Annotated in this window: 23 protein-coding genes; 12 read left to right on the top strand and 11 right to left on the bottom strand. The window is 64.3% G+C overall.

Annotated features, from left to right (window positions below):
* Positions 1 to 12: 12 nt before the first annotated feature.
* A complete protein-coding gene (gene cysD, locus BMI85_RS05885) occupies positions 13 to 948 on the bottom strand; it encodes a sulfate adenylyltransferase subunit CysD (protein ID WP_256365665.1) in 936 nt (311 codons plus the stop codon).
* Positions 949 to 1,031: 83 nt separating this feature from the next.
* Here cysD and BMI85_RS05880 point away from each other — a divergent pair, with 83 nt between their 5' ends.
* On the top strand, positions 1,032 to 2,009 hold the full coding sequence (locus tag BMI85_RS05880; RefSeq protein WP_078600133.1) for a hypothetical protein: 978 nt from the start codon (positions 1,032 to 1,034) through the stop codon (positions 2,007 to 2,009).
* On the opposite strand, the gene BMI85_RS05875 is transcribed toward BMI85_RS05880, so the two are convergent.
* From BMI85_RS05875 to hemN, 5 genes are all read right to left on the bottom strand, one after another.
* A complete protein-coding gene (locus BMI85_RS05875; RefSeq protein ID WP_078600131.1) occupies positions 2,006 to 2,755 on the bottom strand; it encodes a sulfite exporter TauE/SafE family protein in 750 nt (249 codons plus the stop codon). The genes BMI85_RS05880 and BMI85_RS05875 overlap by 4 nt on opposite strands.
* A gap of 12 nt (positions 2,756 to 2,767) precedes the next feature.
* Positions 2,768 to 3,760: an MDR family oxidoreductase gene (locus tag BMI85_RS05870; RefSeq protein WP_078600129.1), complete on the bottom strand. Its 993-nt coding sequence runs from the start codon at positions 3,758 to 3,760 to the stop codon at positions 2,768 to 2,770.
* Between the two features lie 11 nt (positions 3,761 to 3,771).
* Positions 3,772 to 4,401, bottom strand: coding sequence for a TetR/AcrR family transcriptional regulator (locus BMI85_RS05865; RefSeq protein WP_078600127.1), 630 nt, complete (start codon positions 4,399 to 4,401; stop codon positions 3,772 to 3,774).
* A gap of 31 nt (positions 4,402 to 4,432) precedes the next feature.
* Positions 4,433 to 4,597 (bottom strand): DUF2256 domain-containing protein, encoded by a 165-nt coding sequence (locus tag BMI85_RS05860; protein ID WP_078601074.1) that lies wholly within the window; start codon positions 4,595 to 4,597, stop codon positions 4,433 to 4,435.
* 100 nt (positions 4,598 to 4,697) lie between these two features.
* Positions 4,698 to 6,053, bottom strand: a complete 1,356-nt coding sequence (hemN, locus tag BMI85_RS05855) for an oxygen-independent coproporphyrinogen III oxidase (protein ID WP_078548278.1) — start codon at positions 6,051 to 6,053, stop codon at positions 4,698 to 4,700.
* Positions 6,054 to 6,113: 60 nt separating this feature from the next.
* On the opposite strand from hemN, the gene BMI85_RS05850 reads away from it, so the two are divergent.
* Positions 6,114 to 6,860: a transcriptional regulator FnrL gene (locus BMI85_RS05850; protein ID WP_078541984.1), complete on the top strand. Its 747-nt coding sequence runs from the start codon at positions 6,114 to 6,116 to the stop codon at positions 6,858 to 6,860.
* A 12-nt stretch (positions 6,861 to 6,872) separates the two neighbouring features.
* Here BMI85_RS05850 and BMI85_RS05845 read toward each other — a convergent pair whose 3' ends face one another.
* Entirely contained in the window at positions 6,873 to 7,283 is a 411-nt protein-coding gene (locus tag BMI85_RS05845) for a hypothetical protein (protein ID WP_078600125.1), read from the bottom strand.
* 236 nt (positions 7,284 to 7,519) lie between these two features.
* On the opposite strand from BMI85_RS05845, the gene BMI85_RS05840 reads away from it, so the two are divergent.
* Positions 7,520 to 7,813, top strand: coding sequence for a hypothetical protein (locus BMI85_RS05840; protein ID WP_210402314.1), 294 nt, complete (start codon positions 7,520 to 7,522; stop codon positions 7,811 to 7,813).
* A 48-nt stretch (positions 7,814 to 7,861) separates the two neighbouring features.
* On the opposite strand, the gene BMI85_RS05835 is transcribed toward BMI85_RS05840, so the two are convergent.
* The gene (locus BMI85_RS05835) at positions 7,862 to 8,701 is read right to left on the bottom strand and encodes a universal stress protein (RefSeq protein WP_078520407.1); all 840 of its coding nucleotides are present in this window, start codon (positions 8,699 to 8,701) and stop codon (positions 7,862 to 7,864) included.
* A gap of 263 nt (positions 8,702 to 8,964) precedes the next feature.
* Here BMI85_RS05835 and ccoN point away from each other — a divergent pair, with 263 nt between their 5' ends.
* Genes ccoN through ccoP form a run of 4 tightly spaced genes read left to right on the top strand, consistent with a single transcriptional unit; the run spans position 8,965 to position 12,440 of the window.
* A complete protein-coding gene (gene ccoN / locus BMI85_RS05830) occupies positions 8,965 to 10,569 on the top strand; it encodes a cytochrome-c oxidase, cbb3-type subunit I (RefSeq protein ID WP_078520406.1) in 1,605 nt (534 codons plus the stop codon).
* 12 nt (positions 10,570 to 10,581) lie between these two features.
* Complete coding sequence (ccoO, locus tag BMI85_RS05825) at positions 10,582 to 11,310, top strand: cytochrome-c oxidase, cbb3-type subunit II (RefSeq protein WP_078548271.1); 729 nt, start codon at positions 10,582 to 10,584, stop codon at positions 11,308 to 11,310.
* A gap of 13 nt (positions 11,311 to 11,323) precedes the next feature.
* On the top strand, positions 11,324 to 11,524 hold the full coding sequence (locus tag BMI85_RS05820; RefSeq protein ID WP_078520404.1) for a cbb3-type cytochrome c oxidase subunit 3: 201 nt from the start codon (positions 11,324 to 11,326) through the stop codon (positions 11,522 to 11,524).
* A 31-nt stretch (positions 11,525 to 11,555) separates the two neighbouring features.
* On the top strand, positions 11,556 to 12,440 hold the full coding sequence (gene ccoP / locus BMI85_RS05815; protein ID WP_078520403.1) for a cytochrome-c oxidase, cbb3-type subunit III: 885 nt from the start codon (positions 11,556 to 11,558) through the stop codon (positions 12,438 to 12,440).
* A 139-nt stretch (positions 12,441 to 12,579) separates the two neighbouring features.
* Here the strand turns inward: ccoP and BMI85_RS21355 are convergent, their stop codons facing one another.
* Together BMI85_RS21355 and BMI85_RS21350 are read right to left on the bottom strand one after the other, a co-directional pair.
* Entirely contained in the window at positions 12,580 to 12,738 is a 159-nt protein-coding gene (locus BMI85_RS21355) for a hypothetical protein (RefSeq protein WP_168174742.1), read from the bottom strand.
* A complete protein-coding gene (locus BMI85_RS21350; RefSeq protein ID WP_168173860.1) occupies positions 12,735 to 12,899 on the bottom strand; it encodes a hypothetical protein in 165 nt (54 codons plus the stop codon). The genes BMI85_RS21355 and BMI85_RS21350 overlap by 4 nt, the downstream gene beginning before the upstream one ends.
* Positions 12,900 to 12,999: 100 nt before the next feature.
* On the opposite strand from BMI85_RS21350, the gene BMI85_RS05810 reads away from it, so the two are divergent.
* The 5 genes from BMI85_RS05810 (at position 13,000) to ccoS (ending at position 18,322) form a co-directional block, all read left to right on the top strand.
* Complete coding sequence (locus tag BMI85_RS05810; RefSeq protein ID WP_078600121.1) at positions 13,000 to 13,884, top strand: LysR family transcriptional regulator; 885 nt, start codon at positions 13,000 to 13,002, stop codon at positions 13,882 to 13,884.
* A gap of 124 nt (positions 13,885 to 14,008) precedes the next feature.
* Entirely contained in the window at positions 14,009 to 15,457 is a 1,449-nt protein-coding gene (gene ccoG, locus BMI85_RS05805) for a cytochrome c oxidase accessory protein CcoG (protein WP_078520401.1), read from the top strand.
* A complete protein-coding gene (locus BMI85_RS05800; RefSeq protein ID WP_306461387.1) occupies positions 15,454 to 15,918 on the top strand; it encodes a FixH family protein in 465 nt (154 codons plus the stop codon). The genes ccoG and BMI85_RS05800 overlap by 4 nt, the downstream gene beginning before the upstream one ends.
* Before the next feature lie 4 nt (positions 15,919 to 15,922).
* Complete coding sequence (locus BMI85_RS05795) at positions 15,923 to 18,148, top strand: cation-translocating P-type ATPase (protein ID WP_078600119.1); 2,226 nt, start codon at positions 15,923 to 15,925, stop codon at positions 18,146 to 18,148.
* A gap of 12 nt (positions 18,149 to 18,160) precedes the next feature.
* Positions 18,161 to 18,322: a cbb3-type cytochrome oxidase assembly protein CcoS gene (gene ccoS, locus BMI85_RS05790; RefSeq protein ID WP_078600117.1), complete on the top strand. Its 162-nt coding sequence runs from the start codon at positions 18,161 to 18,163 to the stop codon at positions 18,320 to 18,322.
* Positions 18,323 to 18,513: 191 nt separating this feature from the next.
* Here ccoS and BMI85_RS05785 read toward each other — a convergent pair whose 3' ends face one another.
* Complete coding sequence (locus BMI85_RS05785) at positions 18,514 to 20,331, bottom strand: D-alanyl-D-alanine carboxypeptidase family protein (protein WP_348638970.1); 1,818 nt, start codon at positions 20,329 to 20,331, stop codon at positions 18,514 to 18,516.
* Between the last annotated feature and the right edge of the window lie 40 nt (positions 20,332 to 20,371).

Here is a 20,371-nt window from a genome sequence, read left to right as displayed (position 1 = left end):
GGAGAGGAAGGCTCAGAAGTAGCCTTCCTGTTTTTTCTTCTCCATCGAGGCGCTCTGATCGTGGTCGATCGCGCGGCCCTGACGCTCGGAGGTGGTGGTCAGCAGCATTTCCTGAATGACTTCCGGAAGGGTCTGCGCCTCGCTCTCGACGGCGCCGGTCAGCGGGTAGCAGCCCAGCGTGCGGAAGCGCACCGAGCGCATCTTCGGCTCCTCGCCATCACGCAGCGGGAAGCGGTCGTCATCGACCATCAGGATCAGCCCGTCGCGTTCCACCGTCGGGCGCGGGGCCGAGAAATAGAGCGGCACGATCTCGATCCCTTCGAGGTGGATATATTGCCAGATGTCCAGCTCGGTCCAGTTCGAGATCGGAAAGACGCGGACGCTCTCGCCCTTGGCCTTCTTGGCGTTGTAGAGGCGCCAAAGCTCGGGGCGCTGGTTCTTCGGGTCCCAGCGGTGATTGGCCGAGCGGAACGAGAAGACGCGTTCCTTCGCGCGGGATTTCTCCTCGTCGCGGCGCGCGCCGCCGAAGGCCACGTCGAAGCCGTGCTTGTCCAGCGCCTGTTTCAGACCTTCGGTCTTCCACATGTCGGTATGCAGCGAGCCGTGATCGAACGGGTTGATCCCCTTGGCCTTCGCCTCGGGGTTCTGGTGCACGATCAGCTCCATACCCGCATCCTTCGCGGCCTTGTCGCGCAGGTTGTACATCGCCTGGAATTTCCACGTCGTGTCGACATGCATCAGCGGGAAGGGCGGCGGCGACGGGTAGAAGGCTTTTTTCGCGAGATGCAGCATCACCGCGCTGTCCTTGCCGACGGAATAGAGCATGACCGGATTATCGGCTTCGGCCACGACTTCGCGCAGGATGTGAATGCTCTCGGCTTCGAGCCGCTGCAGGTGAGTCAGGGTCTTGTTCATGAGGGAGGTCTCTGTCTGAACGCGGTTTTCCAAGATATAGGCCTCGGGTTTTGCTGGATAACCCCCCAAATGGGGGGTAAAGACGGCTTATGTTGGGTCAGTCTGAAAACACACTGTTGATCAACGCGCTCTTCGCGGCGGCGAGTGAGGCGGGAAAGGCGGGCTGGGTGCGCTTTCTCGAGCGGCTTTGTGAGGCTGCCCATGCCGAGGGCGCGGCGGTGCAGATTCTCGCGAACGAGGGGGAGGGCGCGGGCTGGCAGGTTGGCAGGATTGCTTTGCCCGATGCTGCGCGCCTGCACCCTATGCGCCTTGACCGGGTTTATTCGCAGATCGACCTGCCGGGCGATATCGAATGGCCCGGACCGCTCCGCGCGCTGAAAGTTGCGGCGGGGGCGGCGGGTCAAACTGTGTTGATGATCGCGCGTCCGCATCGGGATTTCCGCGCGGCCGAGGCGCTGGCGCTCTCGACACTCGCGCCGCATCTGGGGCAGGCAATGATGATCCGCGAGGCGCTCGGTGGCGAGCGAGCCCGTGCTGCGCGTGATACTGAGGCTGCCGAAGCGCTCGGCGCTGGCTGGGTGGTGCTGACGCCTGCGGGCACGGTGCTCGCATTCGATCCGCGCGTGGCGGCGGAGTTCGACGCGCAAGGCTGGTTGCGGCTGCGCATGGGCGCACGCCCGGAATTCGCCGATCCCGACGCTGCGCTGCGCTTTCGTCAGAACCTTGCGGCACTCGGAGAGGGGCGGGAGGTCGTCCGGCCGATTCCACTGGGACCTGAGGGCCGGGGTGTTCTCCGTCTTGCGCCGGGACAATGGCGGGGCAGTCCCGCACTGATCGGTCATCTGCGCGACATGCCAAGGGCTGAGGCTTTGCCGGTCACGCGGATCGCAGGGGCGCTCGATCTCAACCGCTCCGAGGCGCGGCTCGCGGCGCTTCTGTGCGACGGGGCGAGCCTGCGCGACGCGGCCGAGCGGCTGGGCTGGACGCTGGAGACCGCGCGCTCGACCTCGAAGCAGATCTACGCCCGCGCGGGTGTCAGCGGCCAGACGGGGCTGTTGCGCAAGATGTTCGGCTCGTCGCTCTGGCTGGGTTAACCGCGTGCAAAGAAGACTGCGGCCATCACCAGCCCGACCGCGATGATGAAGCCGCGAAGCAGCGCCATATTCGTGATCCGCTTCGACAGATGCGCGCCGAGATAGCCGCCGATTGCGCTCGCGATTCCCAGCACCAGTACCGCCTGCCAGTCGATCAACCCGGCCACCGCATAGGTCACAACCGAGACCAGCGACAGCACCGCCGAGACGAGGTTCTTCAACCCGTTCATAGCGTGCAGATCGGTGAAGCCGATCAGGCCGAGCGCGGCGAGCAGCATGATCCCGAGGCCGCCGTTGAAATAGCCGCCGTAGATCGTCACGGCCATCAGCAGAGCGAAGGCGGACGCGGCGCCCATCGTGCGGCCCGAGCGTTGCAGCGCCTTCAGCAGCAACGGCCCGAAAGCGAAGGCCGCCGTCGCCAGCAGCAACAGCCACGGGACCACGCCTGCGAACAGTTTCTCGGGGGTGACCAACAGCAGCAGCGCACCGAGGAAACCGCCCGCGACGGCCGCGATCAGGATCGTGCGCAGCGCCATCGGGCCCTTGTGGCGCAGCTCATGGCGGAAGGCCCATGCGCTCGACAGGTAGCCGGGCAGGGCCGCCAGCGTCGCGGTCGCATTCGCGGTGATCGGCGGCACGCCGGTCCAGACCAGCGCGGGGAAGGACAGGAACGTCCCGCCGCCCGCGACCGCATTCAAAGCGCCCGCCGCGAGACCGGCGAGCGCGAGGATCAGAAAAGACAGCATTTTTTTCCGTAATCAGCCGAGGTCAGGTGCGACCGGAACGACGATCCGCCCGCGGATCTTTCCTTCGAGGAATTTCGGCGCGGTTGCAATCACGTCTTCTAGTGCGACCTCAGTCTCCATCGCGGCGAGCTTGTCCATGTCGAGATCGGCGGCCAGACGGCGCCATGCCTCGACGCGGTCCTCGAGCGGGCACATCACGCTGTCGACGCCAGCAAGGGTCACGCCGCGCAGGATGAAAGGGGCCACGGATGTCGGCAGGTTCATCGAGCCCGCCAGACCGCAAGCCGCGACGGTGCCGCGATAGGTCATCATCGACAGGACATTGGCGAGGACTTCGCCGCCGACCACGTCGACAGCCCCGGCCCAGCGTTCCTTGTTCAGCGGGCGCGGTTTGCCCGAGACATCCTCGCGCGGAACGATCGAGGAAGCGCCGAGGCCCTTGAGGTAGTCTTCCTCTTCGGGGCGTCCGGTGACGGCGGCCACGGTATAACCGAGCTTGCCCAGAAGCGCGGTCGCCACGCTGCCCACGCCGCCGGTCGCGCCGGTCACGACGACCTCGCCGCTCTCGGGCGTCACGCCATGCGCCTCAAGCGCCATCACGCAAAGCATCGCCGTGTAACCCGCCGTGCCGATCGCCATCGCCTGACGCAAGGAGATTCCGTCGGGCAGTTTCACCAACCAGTCGCCTTTCAAATGGGCGCGCTCTGCCAACCCGCCCCAGTGCTTTTCGCCCACGCCCCATCCGTTGAGCACGACTCGGTCGCCCTTGGCGAAATCGGGATGCTTGCTGTTGGCGACGATGCCCGAGCAGTCGATGCCCGGCACCATCGGGAAGCTGCGCACCACGGGGCCCGCGCCGGTGATCGCCAGCGCGTCCTTGTAGTTCAGCGTCGAGTAGGCGACGTCGACGGCAACCTGGCCCTCGGCCAGATCGGGCAGGTCGATCTCCTTGAGCGCGGCGCTCTGGGTTTCTTCGGGTTTCTCGATCAGAATGGCTTTGACCATGGGGTATCCTTTCAGCTTCGGGCGAGCCGCAGGAAGCCGTCGGTGAAACGGCGCAGCGGCTCGGGGTTGCGTTGAAGTTTGGTGCGCAGGACAGCGCCTTCCCAACCGGCCCAGAACAGCTCTGCGAGGGCGTCGGGGTCATGATCGGGGCCGATCTCGCCCGCCGCTTGCGCAGCGCGAAGGCAAGTCGAGGTGAGGCTTTGCCAGCGCTCGAACACCGCGATTAGGCGGGTGCGGAACTCCTCGGGCAGGCTGCCCATCTCCTGACCGAGATTGCCGATCAGGCAGCCGCGGCGAAACTCGAACCGCGCCATGCCCGCCTCGGCCTCTTCGGTGAAGGCAGTGAGCCGGGCGAGGGGGGTAAGGTCCGCGCGGCTGAAGGCGCGGCGGAGCTTGTCTTCGAAATAGGCGCCATAGGCGTCGATCAGTGCCGCGCCGAAGGCCGCTTTCGTCGGGAAGTAATGGTAGAAGCTGCCCTTGGTGACACCGGCGGCGGCGGTGATCTCGTCGAGGGCGACGCTCGCGTATCCGCGCTCGGTCAACTGTGCGAGCCCCGCCTGGATCAGCGCCTTGCGGGCGTCCTGATCCTCCGGTTTGCGGCGCGGGCGGCCACGGCGCGAGGGGGCTGGCGTAGTGGTCATGCGGAATTAATATACCATGTGGTATGATAAATCAATCGCCGCGATTTCGCCTCGGCGGTTCGGTCTTTGCTGATCTCCGGCAGCGCTCTGAGCAGTAGCGCACGCTCTCCCAATCCCGGGCCCATTTCTTGCGCCACGCGAAGGGGCGGCGACAGTTGGCGCAGAGCTTCATCGGCAGATCGGATTTGCGGCGCATCTTCATGCAGGGCGATACGCGGTCGGGGCGTCGCCGGATGACCCGCGCAAAAGAAACGGGGCCGCCGCCGCGACCCCTTTCTCGTCCCTCTTCCCTGCGATCAGATCGCCGAGCTATGCCCGGCTTTCGACAGATCATAGGCATCGAAATGGCGCGCGATCATCCGGGTCAGGGGGCGGGCCTTGACCGGAATGCGCAGCCCCTCCGCACTCACCTGAACCATGTCGCCGAAATGCTCGGCGCAGGTGGCGAACAGCGCGGACAACTCCTCCGGATCGGCGCCGAAGTCCTGCACCAGTTCCGCTGCGCTCACTTCGAAATCGCACATCAGCGCCTCGATCAGCCGCGCGCGCATCTTGTCATCCGCGGTGAAGCGGTGCCCGCGCGAGGTCGAGAACCGATCCGCCCGGATCGCCGCGGTATGGGCCGAGGTGGCGGGCGCGTTCTGCGCATAGCCTTGCGGGAAGCGCGAGATCGACGAGGCGCCGAGCCCGACCAGCGCTTCGGCTTGATCGTCGGTATATCCCTGGAAATTGCGCCGCAGCTTGCCTGCCCTCTGCGCGATCGAGAGACCGTCGGTCGGCAGGGCGAAATGGTCGATGCCAATCTCGTCATAGCCGTCGGCCACGAACAATTCGCGCGCCACCTCGAAGAGCTTCAGGCGCTCCTGCGGGGTGGGCAGGTGGTCCGACGGGATCATCGTCTGGCGCCGCGCCATCCACGGCACATGCGCGTAGCCGTAAAGCGCCACGCGGTCGGGGCCGAGAGACAGCAGCTTCTGCACCGAATCCGCGATCTTTGTCGGCGTCTGGTGCGGCAGCCCGTAGAGAATATCGGCGTTGAGGCTTGCGACATCGCGTTCGCGAATCATGTCGACCGCGGCCTTGGTGATCTCGTAGCTCTGGTCGCGCCCGATAACGCCTTGGATTTGCGGGTCGAAATCCTGCACCCCGATCGAGGCGCGGTTCATTCCCGATTCCACCAGCGCGTCGATGCGCTCGGCGTCGATCTCATTCGGGTCGATCTCGACCGAGAATTCCGCACCTTCGCCCATCGGCACCGCATCGAATACCGCATCGGCGAGGCGGCGCATCATCTCGGCGGGCATCAGCGTCGGCGTGCCGCCGCCCCAATGCAGCCGCGACAGCGTGACGCCGGGGGCCAAGCGTTCCTTGAAAAGACGCAGTTCGGCCAGCAGCGTCTCGGCATAGGCGCGCACCGGTTCTTCGCTTTGCGTGCCTTGCGTACGGCAGGCGCAGAACCAGCACAGCCGTCGGCAAAACGGCACGTGCATATAAAGGGAGATCGACGCACCTTCGGGGATCGCTTCGATCCAGTGCGCGAATTCCATCGGCCCGACATCGCCCGCGAAATGGGGGGCGGTGGGGTAGCTAGTGTAGCGGGGCACCCGTGCGTCGAAGAGCCCGAGCCGGGTCAGTTGCGATTCCTGTTCCATAGGCGTATCTTTAGATGTAAGACGCGCAACAGAATTTGACCCAGATCAAGCAATATCCACATGGCACATGATGACGTTCAGCCTGCTTCGCTCGCCTGCGGAGACTGCCCGATCCAACATCGCGCCGTGTGCGCACGATGCGATGCGGACGAGCTCGAACAGCTTGAGAAGATCAAATATTACCGGAGTTTCGAGGCAGGCCAGACGATTATCTGGGCCGGCGACCAGATGGATTTCGTGGCTTCGGTCGTCTCGGGCATCGCTACCCTGACGCAGACGCTCGAGGACGGGCGCACCCAGATGGTTGGCCTTTTGCTGCCTTCGGATTTCGTGGGCCGTCCAGGGCGCAACCGCGCCGCCTATAACGTGACCGCGACCACCGACATTCTGATGTGCTGTTTCCGCCGCAAGCCCTTCGAGGAGATGATGGAGCGCACGCCCCATATCGCGCAGCGCCTGTTGCAGATGACGCTCGACGAACTGGACGCGGCGCGCGAATGGATGCTGCTTCTGGGCCGCAAGACCGCGCGCGAGAAGATCGCCTCGCTGCTGTCGATCGTGGCGCGGCGCGATGCGTCGATCAACATGAGCCCCAGCGCCCGGCAGATGGTGTTCGATCTGCCGCTGACGCGCGAGGCGATGGCCGATTACCTCGGGCTGACGCTCGAGACGGTGAGCCGCCAGATGTCCGCGCTGAAACGCGACGGGGTGATCGAGCTTCAGGGCAAGCGCCATGTCACCGTGCCGGATATGGACCGGCTGCTGCTGGAAGCTGGCGATGACAGCGACGGCGGTTTCCTCATCTGAGCATTCGTCCGGTCAGGGGGACACGCACTGCCGATAGGTGAGGGGTTTCATCGAGTCCCGCGTGATATCCTGACGCGAGAGGTAGATGCCCGTGCTCGACAGGGTCAGCACGATGTCGCGCTGCCATTTTTGTCCTTCGCCAGTGAAATTCCACCGCGCCCGCACCACGCGATCGGTCGCGCTGTCGATCTCAGTGAGCTTGGCTTGCGACTCGTAGAATTGCAGGCTGTCCGGCTTCACCACCATCAGCCCCTTGTTGTCATCGCGTGAGCTGTCGCAATCGGCCTTCGTCAGCCCCCAGCGCCCGACCATGCCCTCCGGCAGCGTCTTGGGCATCGCCCCGTCTTGTTTCGGCGTCATCTCCTGACAGGCGGCGAGTAGGGCGAGGCTGGCGAGAAGGGCGGGCAGGATATGGCGGGTCATTGGGGGCTCCGGTCTTTATTTTACCAGCCAACCCGTTAGCGCGACCGGAGTTCCGCGCAGGGCTGGGATGTCGCGACAAGGTCGCGAATTCGTGCGGGTTCTGCCCCGGTTTCGGCACTGTCGTTAGGTAAACAAGGGGTGGCAGCATCGAGGAAGGTCTTATGCGTATCCTGTTTACTTGTTTCTTCCTCGTTGCCGCTCCAGGCCTGAGTGTGGCGCAGCCATTGTCGCAGAGTATGGCGCAATGCTCGGGCCTGTTTCACGGCGTCGGCACGATGATGTCCGACCCCGCGCGGGCGGAAAAGCTCGACCGGGCGGGGATGATCTGGCGAGGCGCAGCGATCAAGCAGGCCGAGGCTGAAGGGCGCACGGATGCCGCCAGCTGGGTCGCGGTTCATCAGCGTGAAAGCTTTGACGACTGGCGTGGGCGCGGCAAGATGGCGGCCTTCTCGCAGGACTTCCGCGACTGGGCCAGCTATTGCCGCAAGCTCGGTAAGGCGAAGGGCATAAAGACCGACCTCGGATCATGAAAACGGCGCCCCGAGAGGCGCCGTCATCCGTTCAGAAAGGTGGCGCGCTCAGTGCGCCATGATCACCGGAACCTCTGCCATCTCGAGCATGTGGCGCGTCGCCCCGCCCAGGATCGCTTCGCGGAAGCGCGAATGGCCGTAAGCCCCCATCACGATCGCATCGGCCTCGCTGTCGCTGACATGACGGTTGAGCACGTCCGACACGCGCGGCATGGTCTTGGCCAGCACCGACACCTCGGCATGGACGCCGTGACGCGCCAGCATCTGGCTGAGTTGGCCGCCGGGGTCGGAGCGCTCGGGCCCATGCGCGGGCGGGTCGATCACGGTGATATCGACCAGATCGGCCGATTTCAGGACGGGCAGGGCGGCGCGGACGGCGCGCATCGCCTCATGCGATTGATTCCACGCGATAACGACGCGCTTGGCGGGCATGTCGCCGTTATACCCGTCGGGCACGATCGCGACCGGAACCTGACCCTCGAAGAGCGCGGCTTCGACCGCGGCCTCGATTTCCGGCCCGCGGCCCTCGCCATAGGGGCGGCCCATCACGACCAGATCGGCGAAGCGGGCGCGCTGCCCGACAACGGTCGGCATCGCGCCGATTTGCGAGACGACCGCATCGACGCCCCAGCGGATATCTTCGGCTTCGAGCCGCGCGCGCACAGCGGTCTCGGCATTGCGCGCATCGTCCTGCGCGCGGTCCATCGTTTCCTGCTGCACGAAGGCGGTCGCGCCCGCGTAGTAATATCCAGTCTGCGTGCGGTCCACGCCGAGGCAGAGCACGTCGAGATGGGCGTCGCGCCGCCGGGCGACGGCCACGGCGGTATCGATTTGCGTCGCGGCCGCCTTGGGATCCGTGACGATCGTGAGAAGTGTCTTGTAAGCCATGGGTCCTGTCCTTGCGCCAAAAGCGAATAAGCATGTGAGACCAGAGCCTAACCCGAAGAGATCGGCCGCACTTTGACGCGGATCAAGGGAGGTGCCCGTCATATCACATAACTGCGACCGAATGGCGCACTGTGATCGCGAGCATTTGATGCAGATCAAGGCATCGTGCATACCCTCGGACCACAAGGACTCCAGTCAAGCCCAGGAGGATTCTCGGTTTACGAGGGTGCCGCAGGGGCAGACCAGACGAAGGGACGCACAAAATGTGGGATTATATCAAGCTGATCGCGCTTGGCCTTGTGGCGGTTCTGGCCGCCATTGCGGCCGGCTACGCGCGCGATCTTGCCTATCAGGTGAATGCAGTCGAGGTCATGCTGGCCGCGGCCATCGCATTCATCTGGGTGCTTCGCACCATGGGGAGCCGCCAGCCGGTGGCTCAGAACGAGTATTTCGACGGCGTGGTTCGCGCCGGGGTGATCGCGACGACCTTCTGGGGTGTCGTGGGCTTCCTGGTCGCCGTCATTATCGCCTTCCAGCTGGCCTATCCGGCGCTCAATTTCGAATGGGCTCAGGGCTATCTGAACTTTGGCAAACTGCGCCCGCTGCATACGTCGGCGGTGATTTTCGCTTTCGGTGGCAACGCGCTGATCGCATCGTCGTTCTACGTGGTGCAGCGCACCTCGGCAGCGCGGCTGTTCGGTGGCAACGGCCTCGGCTGGTTCGTGTTCTGGGGCTATAACCTGTTCATCGTGCTCGCTGCGACCGGCTACATCCTCGGCGCAACGCAGTCGAAGGAATATGCCGAGCCGGAATGGTATGTCGACATCTGGCTGACGATCGTCTGGGTCGCTTATCTGCTGGCCTTCCTCGGCACGATCTTCAAGCGCAAGGAACCCCATATCTACGTCGCCAACTGGTTCTACCTGTCCTTCATCGTGACCATCGCGATGCTGCACATCGTGAACAACCTGTCGATCCCGGTCTCGTTCTTCGGTTCGAAGTCGGTTCAGGTCTTCTCGGGCGTGCAGGACGCAATGACGCAGTGGTGGTACGGCCACAACGCGGTGGGCTTCTTCCTGACCGCAGGCTTCCTGGGCATGATGTATTACTTCGTGCCGAAGCAGGCTGAACGTCCGGTCTACTCCTACAAGCTGTCGATCGTGCACTTCTGGGCGCTGATCTTCCTGTATATCTGGGCCGGTCCGCACCACCTGCACTACACGGCGCTGCCCGACTGGGCCTCGACGCTGGGCATGACCTTCTCGGTGATCCTGTGGATGCCCTCCTGGGGTGGCATGATCAACGGTCTGATGACGCTCTCGGGCGCATGGGACAAGCTGCGCACCGATCCGATCATCCGCATGATGGTGGTGTCGGTCGGCTTCTACGGCATGTCGACCTTCGAAGGCCCGATGATGTCGATCAAGGCGGTGAACTCGCTCTCGCACTACACCGACTGGACGATCGGTCACGTGCACTCGGGTGCGCTCGGCTGGAACGGCATGATCACCTTCGGCATGCTCTACTTCCTCGTGCCGCGTCTGTGGGCGCGTGAAGGGCTCTACTCGCTGAAACTGGTCAGCTGGCACTTCTGGCTCTCCACCATCGGGATCGTGCTCTATGCCGCTTCGATGTGGGTCGCCGGGATCATGCAGGGCCTGATGTGGCGCGAAGTGGACAGCCAAGGCTTCCTCGTGAACGCCTTTGCCGACACCGTGGCCGCCATGCATCCGATGTTCGTGGTCCGTGGTCTGGGCGGTGTGCTCTACCTCACGGGTGGCATCATCATGGCCTACAATCTGTGGATGACCGTCGCTCGTCAGCCGCGCGTGGAATCGCGTTCGGTTGCCGCCGTGCCGGCTGAATAAGGAGAGGAACAGATGGGACTTCTCGACAAGCACAGTGTTCTTGAAAAGAACGCCACGCTCCTGCTGATCTTCGCCTTCCTGGTCGTCACGATCGGCGGCATCGTGGAGATCGCACCGCTCTTCTACCTCGAAAACACCATCGAGGACGTCGAAGGGGTGCGGCCCTACACGCCGCTGGAGCTCACCGGGCGCGATATCTACATCCGCGAGGGCTGCTATGTCTGCCACTCGCAGATGATCCGCCCGATGCGCGACGAAGTGGAGCGTTACGGCCATTACTCGCTGGCAGCGGAGTCGCAATACGACCACCCGTTCCAGTGGGGCTCGAAGCGGACGGGGCCCGACCTCGCCCGCGTCGGCGGCCGCTACTCGGACGCCTGGCATGTGGATCACTTGACCAATCCGCAGTCGGTCGTGCCGGAATCGGTGATGCCGAAATACGGCTTCCTGCTCAATCGCATGGTCGATCCCGCGCATATCGACGAGCGGCTCTCGACCGATGCGATGGTGGGCGTGCCCTACACTTCGGACATGATCGAGAACGCCAAGGCGGACTTTGCCGCTCAGGCCGATCCGAACAGCGACTATGACGGGCTGATGGAGCGTTATCCCAACGCGACGAACGTCCGTAATTTCGACGGTCGCCCGGGCATTTCCGAGATGGACGCACTCGTCGCCTATCTGCAGGTGCTCGGCACCATGGTCGATTTCTCGACCTTCGAACCCGTGGCCAGCCGGTAAGGGGAGCTGATCAATGGACTACCACATCTTCAGGGAATTCGCGGACAGCTGGTTTCTGATCTTCATGTTCGTCTTCTTCCTGGCCGTCGTGGCCTGGGTCTTCCGGCCCGGTTCGCGCAAGACCTACGAAGATACGTCCGAGATCCCGTTCCGGCACGAAGACAAACCCGCCAATGCCTCGGAGGCCGGCGAGAGCCGGTCCTCCAAGGACTGACGGCGCCACGTTGTAAGGAGGCGTGGAGAACATGAGCAAGAGACCAAGCAAGCACAAGCACGAGGTCGAGACCACGGGTCACCAGTGGGACGGCATCGAGGAATACAACAATCCGCTGCCCAAATGGTGGCTGTGGACCTTCTATGCCTGCGTCATCTGGGGGATCGGTTACTCGATCGCGATGCCGGCATGGCCGATCTTCAAATCCGGCGCGACGCCGGGGATCATGCACTCGTCGACCCGCGCGAATGTGCAGGCCGATATCGACAAGTTCGCTGCGGCGAATAAGCCGATCCAGGAGAAGCTCGTCTCGGTCGATCTCGACCAAATCTCGAGCGATCCCGAGCTGAACAACTACACCCAGAACGCCGGTGCGGCCGTGTTCCGGACCTGGTGCGCGCAGTGCCACGGTGCGGGTGCGGGCGGCAACTCGAAGCTGGGCTATCCGAACCTTCTCGACAGCGCATGGCTGTGGGGCGGCACGATGGAGGACATCCATTTCACCGTCACGCACGGCATCCGCAACGAGACGGACCCGGATGGCGAGGCACGTTACTCGCAAATGCCCGCTTTCGGCACGGACGAGCTTCTCGAGCCCGCGCAGATCGATCAGGTCGTGCAATACGTCCGCAAGATCTCGGGTCAGGACCATGACGAAGCAATGGCCACGGAAGGCGAGACCGTCTTCATGGACAACTGCTCGGCCTGCCATGCCGAAGATGGCACCGGCGACCAGATGCAGGGTGCGCCCAACCTGACCGACGCCGTCTGGCTTTACGGTGGGGATGTGGACACGCTGACCTACACGGTCACCAACGCCCGCTTTGGCGTTATGCCGAACTGGAACGAGCGTCTGTCGGAAGCGGATATCCGCGCCGTGGCGGCTTACGTTCACAGCTTGGGCGGCGGCCAGTAACGGTCGAAAATACAGAGATCCCGCGGGGCTTTGGTCTGGCGGGTCGCACCGGCACCCCGTCCTGTTCGCGCGTTTCCTGGGGGTGCCGGTGCCCAATTTCAGAGGGCCCCCGTCGCGGGGCCCTCTCGTTTGTCGAGGGTTACCTGTCGTCTATCTTGGGGTCATCCTTGGGCAAAACAAGCTCCGCGCTTGTCTTTGCACGCCGATGTGAACGCCGATGCGAGCGGGCCGCCGGCAGGCCGGGGCGTTGATCGAGGCCCGTGGCGATGGTGAAGCTCTGCGCCCAGATCCCGATCATTTCCACATCTCCCGCAAACGTTGGCGCAGCGAGGGACGCGGTGCGCGATGGCGCTTGCGCGAGTCTATCGGGTCCGTCAGGTGCGGCCAGTTGCTTTGCGGCGGGTGAAGGTTCATGCGGGCGAACAGCATCAGCGTGTCGGGCGTAACTCTATCTTTCATGTCTGATCTCCTGAAGGCGGGCCAACTCTGGTCAGGATGCGTTATTTGCGCGAAGATGCGACTCAGGAAACTTTCCAACATGTAAGTTGAAGTTACAGATATGGACTGGCGAACCCTTCCCTCCCTGACCGCGCTGCGGGCGTTTTCGGCTTTCGCAGAGTGCGGATCGGTGGCCGAGGCGGGACGTGCGCTCAACGTGTCGCATGCGGCCGTCAGTCAGCAATTGCGGGGGCTCGAAGAGCGGCTCGGTGTGACGCTTGTCGACCGGTCGGGCCCGCGGCCTGCGCTGACGCCCGACGGTCGCCGCCTTGCGCAAGCGCTGCGCGACGGGTTCGGCACGATTGCCGAAGCGGTCGCTTCGCTGAGCGACACCGCCGACTCCCGCCCGCTGCAAATCTCCACCACGCCAAGCTTCGCCTCGGCGTGGCTGTTGCCCCGGCTGCCGGACTTTCGCGAAGCCCATCCCGAGATCGGTCTGACCATCGACCCTTCGGCGACCGTCTCCACGCTTGCGCCGGGCGGGGTCGAGATGGCGCTGCGCTACGGATCGGGGGACTGGCCCGGTCTCGAGTCGCGGCTTCTGGTGCGCTCGCCCATCGTCGTGGTCGCGGCGCCTGCACTGGTGGGGGAGGGGCGGTATGACTGCCCGGCGGATTTGCGTGGCCTGCCGTGGCTGCAAGAGCTCGGCACCTCCGAGTCGACCGACTGGTTCGCGCGCCATGGCGTCACGCAGGATCAGGCCAGAAGCCTGACCGTGATGCCGGGGAACCTTTTGCTCGAAGCGGCGCGCGGCGGGCAGGGGGTGGCGGTGACCGCTTTGGTCTGGGTTGCAGGCGATATTGCGGCCGGACGGTTGCGGCTTCTGTTTGAAGATAGCGAGGAAAAAGGCTATTACACGGTTACGCGACCGGGCGTGAGGCGGCCGGCGCTACGCCAGTTCATGTCTTGGCTCTTCAAGCAAGCGGCGCATGCCGGTGACCAGTAAAAATACCAACCAGTGAAGATTTCCTGTATGGCAGACCTGTCTTTTTGACGCAGGTCAAAGCCTTCACGACTGTGTCATACCAGAAGAGCCTGTGACGCAGAGAAATATATGAACGGAGAGAGTCGTGAGCTCCACCGAACCAGTCGATCCCCCGCCGCTTTACGCCGCCCGCGAGCCGATCTTTCCGCGCCGCGTGCACGGCCAGTTCCGCAACCTGAAATGGGTGCTCATGGCGGTGATGCTTGGCATCTATTACATCACGCCGTGGATTCGCTGGGATCGTGGCCCGGAACTGCCCGATCAGGCGGTGCTTCTGGACCTCGCGAACCGCCGGTTCTTCTTCTTCATGATCGAAATCTGGCCGCATGAATTCTACTTCGTCGCGGGTCTTCTGATCATGGCGGGCCTTGGCCTGTTCCTGTTCACCTCGGCGCTGGGGCGCGTCTGGTGCGGCTATGCCTGCCCGCAGACCGTCTGGACCGACCTGTTCATCCTTGTGGAGCGTTGGGTCGAGGGCGACCGCAACGCGCGTATTCGTCTGCTGCGTCAGAAATGGAACGCCGAGAAATTCCGCAAGCGCATCACGAAATGGGTGCTCTGGCTGCTGATCGGCGTCGCCACCGGCGGGGCCTGGGTGTTCTACTTCACCGATGCGCCGACGCTGCTGACCGATCTGTTCCACGGCACCGCCTCGCCGATCGCCTATACGACGATCGCGGTGGCGACGCTCACGACCTTCGCCTTCGGCGGCTTCGCCCGCGAACAGATCTGCATCTACGCCTGCCCGTGGCCGCGCATTCAGGCGGCGATGATGGACGAAGACACGATCACCATCGCCTATCGCGAATGGCGCGGCGAGCCGCGCGGCAAGCTCAAGAAGGGCCAACACGATCCGACGCAGGGCGACTGCATCGACTGCATGGCCTGCTTCAACGTCTGCCCGATGGGGATCGATATCCGCGACGGCCAGCAGCTCGAATGCATCACCTGCGGCCTGTGCATCGACGCCTGCAACGAGATGATGGACAAGATCGGCAAGCCGCGTGGCCTGATCGGCTACATGGCGTTGAAGGACGAGGCGAACGAGCGCTCGGGCAATCCGGTCATCAATGTCTGGAAGCACATCATGCGCCCGCGCACGATCCTCTACTTCTCGATGTGGTCGCTGATCGGCATCGGTCTGGTGGTCGCGCTCTTCATGCGCTCGCCCATCGACTTCAACGTGACGCCGAACCGCGATCCGCTCTTCGTGGTGGAGCCCTCGGGCGCGATCCGCAACATCTACACGCTGCGGCTGCGCAACAAGGCGGGCGAGGCGACCGAGTTCAAGGTCTCCGTCAAAGCCCCCGATCCGGCCGATCAAAGCACGCTGAGCGTGTTGCTCGAAGGTCAGGACGGGAGCACCGTGACGGTGCCCGCAGATGAAACCATGACCCAAAGGGTCTATATTGTCGCCGAACCCGGTTCGTCCATCGCCACCAGCGAGCGCACCGAACTGACGATGTGGATCGAGGATATGACCAATACTGATCGCGTGTCGGAGACGACCGTATTCAACGGAAGGGTACAATGACCGAGATGGCGAAACCGCTGACCGGAAGAAAAGTGCTGATGATCGCGGTGGCCTCCTTCGGGGTGATCATCGCGGTCAACCTCGTCATGGCGTGGCAGGCCGTCAGCACCTTCCCCGGCCTCGAGGTCGACAATTCCTATGTCGCCTCGCAGACCTTCAACGAAGAGAAACTGGCGCAGGATGCGCTCGGCTGGACCGTGTCGCCGGAGTATTCCGACGGCAAGCTGAGCTTCGTGATCCGCGACGAGGACGGGCTGCCCGCGAGGGTGGCCGAGTTCAAGGCGCTTGTCGGGCGCACCACCCATGTCCGCGATGACATGACGCCCGATTTCGACTATGTCGGCGGCATCTTCACCACGAAGCTCGATCTTGCGCCGGGCGTCTGGCTGGTGCATCTCGACGCGAAAGCCGCCGACGGCACGGAGTTCCGCCAGCGGATTGACCTGTTCGTGAAAGGCTGAGCCGATGTCGGTGTCGCCCGCTTCTCCATCGCATAGCGAACCGTTCGAGGACGAGCATGTCTCCGCCTCGGCCTGTCCCGCCTGCATCGCGGCCCCCTCGGCCGAGCAGATAGCGAAGTCGGGTGATATCAAGGGCGCGCGGATCATGCTGTCGCTGCCCACGGCGCATTGTGCGGTCTGCATCACCGATGTCGAACGCGAGCTGATGAAGCAGCCGGGCGTGAAATCCGCCCGGGTGAACCTGACGCTGAAACGCGCCTCGGTCGATGCGGCGGGCGATGTCGAACCGGCGGGGCTGATCGCGGCGCTCGACAAGATCGGCTACGAGGCGCACGAGCTCGATCCCGGCATGCTGTCCGCGACCGAGGCCGACAAGTGCGGGCGGGACCTCTTGATGCGCATGGGCGTCGCGGGCTTCGCGATGATGAACATCATGATGCTCTCGATCGCGGTCTGGTCGGGGGCTGAGGACTCGACGCGCGACCTCTTCCACTGGATTTCGGCGGCGATCGCGCTGCCCACCACGATCTTCGCGGGCCAGCCCTTCTTCGCCAATGCCTGGGCGAGCTTGCGCGGCGGGCGTCTCGGGATGGATGTGCCGATCTCGCTCGCGATCCTGCTCGCGCTCGGGATTTCGCTGTTCGAGACGATGCATTCCGGCGCGCATGCCTATTTCGAAGCGGCGACGATGCTCACCTTCTTCCTGCTGGTGGGCCGCTATCTCGACTATCGCACCCGCGCCGTGGCGCGCTCGGCCGCCGAGGAACTGGCCGCGCTGGAAGTGCCCCGTGCGACAGTGTTGCGCGACGGCGAGGAAGTCACCGTGCCCGTGGGCGAACTTGTGCCCGGCGATCTGATCCGGGTGCGCCCGGGGGGCCGTATCCCCGCCGATGGCGAAGTGACCGAAGGCCAATCCGAGAGCGACCGCTCGCTGCTGACCGGCGAAAGCCTGCCCGTGCAGGTGCTGCCCGGCATGACGCTCTCCGCCGGTGAGGTGAACCTGACCGGGCCGCTGACCCTGCGCGTGACGGCTGCGGGTCGCGACAGCTCGCTGCATCGGATGGCCGATCTCGTCGCGATGGCCGAAAGCGCGAAGACCAAATACACCTCGCTCGCCGAACGGGCCGCGCGGGCCTATGCGCCGATCGTGCATATCCTGTCCTTCAGTGCGTTCTGCGCCTGGGCCTGGATCACGGGCGGCGATTTCCGTCTGGCGGTGAATATCGCCGCCGCCGTGCTGATCATCACCTGCCCCTGTGCGCTGGGGCTTGCGGTGCCTGCGGTGGTGACCGCCGCATCGGGCAAGCTGTTCCGCAAGGGGCTCCTGATCAAGGATGGCACCGCGCTGGAGCGTATGGCCGAGATCGACACGGTCGTCTTTGACAAGACTGGCACGCTGACCATGGGCGCGCCGCGCCCGCAGAACCTCTCCGACCTCTCGCCCGAGGCGCTGTCCGTCGCGATGGCGCTGGCCGAAGGCTCGAGCCACCCGCTCGCACGCGCGCTGCACGAGGCGGCGGCAGGGCAGGGTGGCGTCCCCGCCACGCTGAGCGATCTGCGCGAAGTTCCGGGTTACGGCGTCGAAGGTGTCTGGCAGGGACAGCGCGTGCGGCTCGGTCGTGCGAACTGGATCGGCGCTGCCGAGGGCGCGACGACCGCAACCCATCTCAAGATCGGCGAGGCAGCCCCGATCTCGATCCGTTTTGCCGACACGCTGCGCACCGGGGCCGAAGAGGCCGTTGCCGGTCTGAAAGCGCAGGGCAAGCAGGTCTGGCTGGTGTCGGGCGATGTCGAAGGTGCGGTGAGCGATCTCGCCGCACGCCTCGGGATCGACACCTACCGCGCCGGTGCCTTGCCCGCGGAAAAAGCGCAGCTCGTGAGCGATCTCACCCAACAGGGCCACCGCGTGCTCATGGTGGGCGACGGTCTCAACGACACCGCCGCGCTGGCGGCCGCCCATGTCTCGGTCTCACCCGCCTCCGCACTGGATGCGGCGCGCACGGCGTCGGATATCGTGCTTCTGGGTAAGGATCTCGCGCCGGTCTCCGATGCCGCTTCGATCTCGGTGCGCGCGCGCCGCCGGATCAAGCAGAACTTCGGCATCTCCATCGTCTACAATATCATCGCCGTGCCGCTCGCGCTGACCGGGCTTGCGACGCCGCTGATGGCGGCGCTCGCGATGTCGGCAAGCTCGATCACGGTCTCGCTCAACTCGCTGCGCCTGCGCTGAAAGGAGCCCCTCATGGAGGTTCTTCTCTATTCGATTCCGATTTCCCTGCTGCTCGGTGGGATTGGCCTCGGGGCGTTTTTCTGGTCGCTGAAGAACAGTCAGTATGACGACCCGAAAGGCGATGCCGAGCGCATCCTGTCCGACGAGTTCGACGATCACCCGAAGCAGGACTGAGCGCGCGACGCGAGGGCAGGACCGGACGGGCCAAGCCATGCAGAACCGCGCTCGCTTCGTCTTGGCACAAATATCCCCGCCGGAGGCTCCTTTCGGTGCGATCCGCGCGGCGGGTGCCATAAGGTCCGGAAAAAGGAAAAGCCGCGCTGACCAAGCGCGGCTTTTCATATTTTGCCCCTAAGGGAAGACTCTCAGGGGCCGACCACTTTGCAGTCCATAGCGCGAGACTCGAGCCTTGCACAGGCCAGTTGTGCCATGTCTTGGGTCATTCCTACGAAATTCGCCTCATAACCGGTCTTTCGGGTGGCCACTTTGCGCAAAGCTTCGCCCAAAGTGTCGCTTTCCATCAGCGCCGTGGTCAGCATGTGGCGCTCTGCAGCGAATCGCGAACCGAACAGCCCGAGGCTGACACCCCAGTTTCGCCCACCCGAGCTGGAGACACGGGCGACCACGCGCGGTTTCTGTTCGGGAGCCGGGGCAGGGGGGGTGAGAGCGGCGAGGATGATCTCGCTTTTGCGCTTCTCGGGGGCTGCGGCCATCTGCGCGGTCTCGGGCTGCGGGTCCGTCGACTGCACGAAGCTGGACGGAGCCTTGGCGCTATCGGACTTGCCGTTTTGATCCAGATCGAGCGTATGCGCCTCGGCCAGTTCCATCGTCTCCGGCTGCGGCTGGGTAGACTGGACGAATTTCGGGCCGTCCGACGCGCCGGGCTCGTAGGAGGCAAGCTGCACGTCGCTCGGCTCTTCGCTGCCATCCGCGCTGGCCTTGCCGGCGGCGACGGCGGCGTCATGCGCCTGCGCCTGTGCCAGCGGGGTGGCCTTGGTCACCTCGGCAGGTAGCGCCTTCGTCGCGTCCGCGACCTGAATCTCGCGCGGGTTGCGCTGCGGGCGGGGGCTTGCGGTGATCTCCGCGCCGATCCCGAGCGTGCCGGCATCGGCCACGACGACATCTTGCGTGTCCGCAGTAGCGTCCTGCGCGCCTTCGGCCACGTCCTCGGGGATGTCGGTGCTCTCATCCACCTGATCGGCCTGCACCGCGGCGGCGAGCGCCATCGAGATCGCATCGCTATCCGCAGTCGGCGCGGTCGGGCGGATATCGGGGCGCGGGCTTTTCTTCGGCGCGAGGTTCGCCATCAGCATCGGCGATTGCGCGGGCTCGATATATTGCGGGATCCGGGGGCGGTTCGTCGGCGCGTTATTCGGCGCGCGCTTGAAGCCCAGATCCAGCAGATCGGCCATTTTCGCGTTGCGCTGCGCGGTGGAGGTGCCGCCGAAGACGGTCGCGATGATGCGCTTGTTGCCGCGCTGTGCGGAGGCGGTCAGGTTGAAGCCCGAGGCCGAGGTATAGCCGGTCTTGATGCCATCCGCGCCCTTGTAGGCCGCGAGGAATTTGCGGTTCGTCGAATAGACGGTGCGCACTTTCGCATCCGCCGAGCGGCGCGAGAAGATGTTGTAATATTGCGGGTAGTCGAAGAACAGGTGACGGCCCATGATCGTCATGTCATGCGCCGAGGACAGGTGGCCCTTGCGGGTCAGGCCGTTGGCATTGACGAAATGGGTGTTCTTCATGCCCAGCTGCCGGGCGGTGCGGTTCATCCGCGCGGCGAAACCTTCTTCCGAGCCGCCGATGTAATCGCCAAGCGCCGCAGCGGCGTCATTGGCGGATTTGATCGCGGCGGCGCGGATCAGGTAGCGCACCGCGATCTTCTGACCGGGACGCAGACCGAGACGCGAGGGCGGCTGGCTGGCGGCGTGCTTCGTCACGGTGACGATGGAATCGAGGCTGAACTCGCCATGCTCGATCGCCTGGAAGGTGATGTAGAGCGTCATCATCTTCGTCAGCGACGCCGGATGCAGCGGCGTGTCAGCGTTCTTGGAGTAGAGAACTTCGCCCGATCGCATGTCCATGACCATCGCCGCGTAGGGCGCGGCCTGCGCAGCGATCGGCGCAATGAGTGTCAGAAGGATTACGAATAGCCCATCACGGACCCAGCGCATCAGCGTGGTCACGGCTTCACCTATTTCACTGCCTCAATTTGACCCCTTTGCG

The organism is Thioclava sp. DLFJ4-1, from assembly GCF_002020145.1.
Classification (GTDB): Bacteria; Pseudomonadota; Alphaproteobacteria; order Rhodobacterales; family Rhodobacteraceae; genus Thioclava; species Thioclava sediminum.
This window is presented reverse-complemented; position numbering and strand designations above follow the sequence as displayed.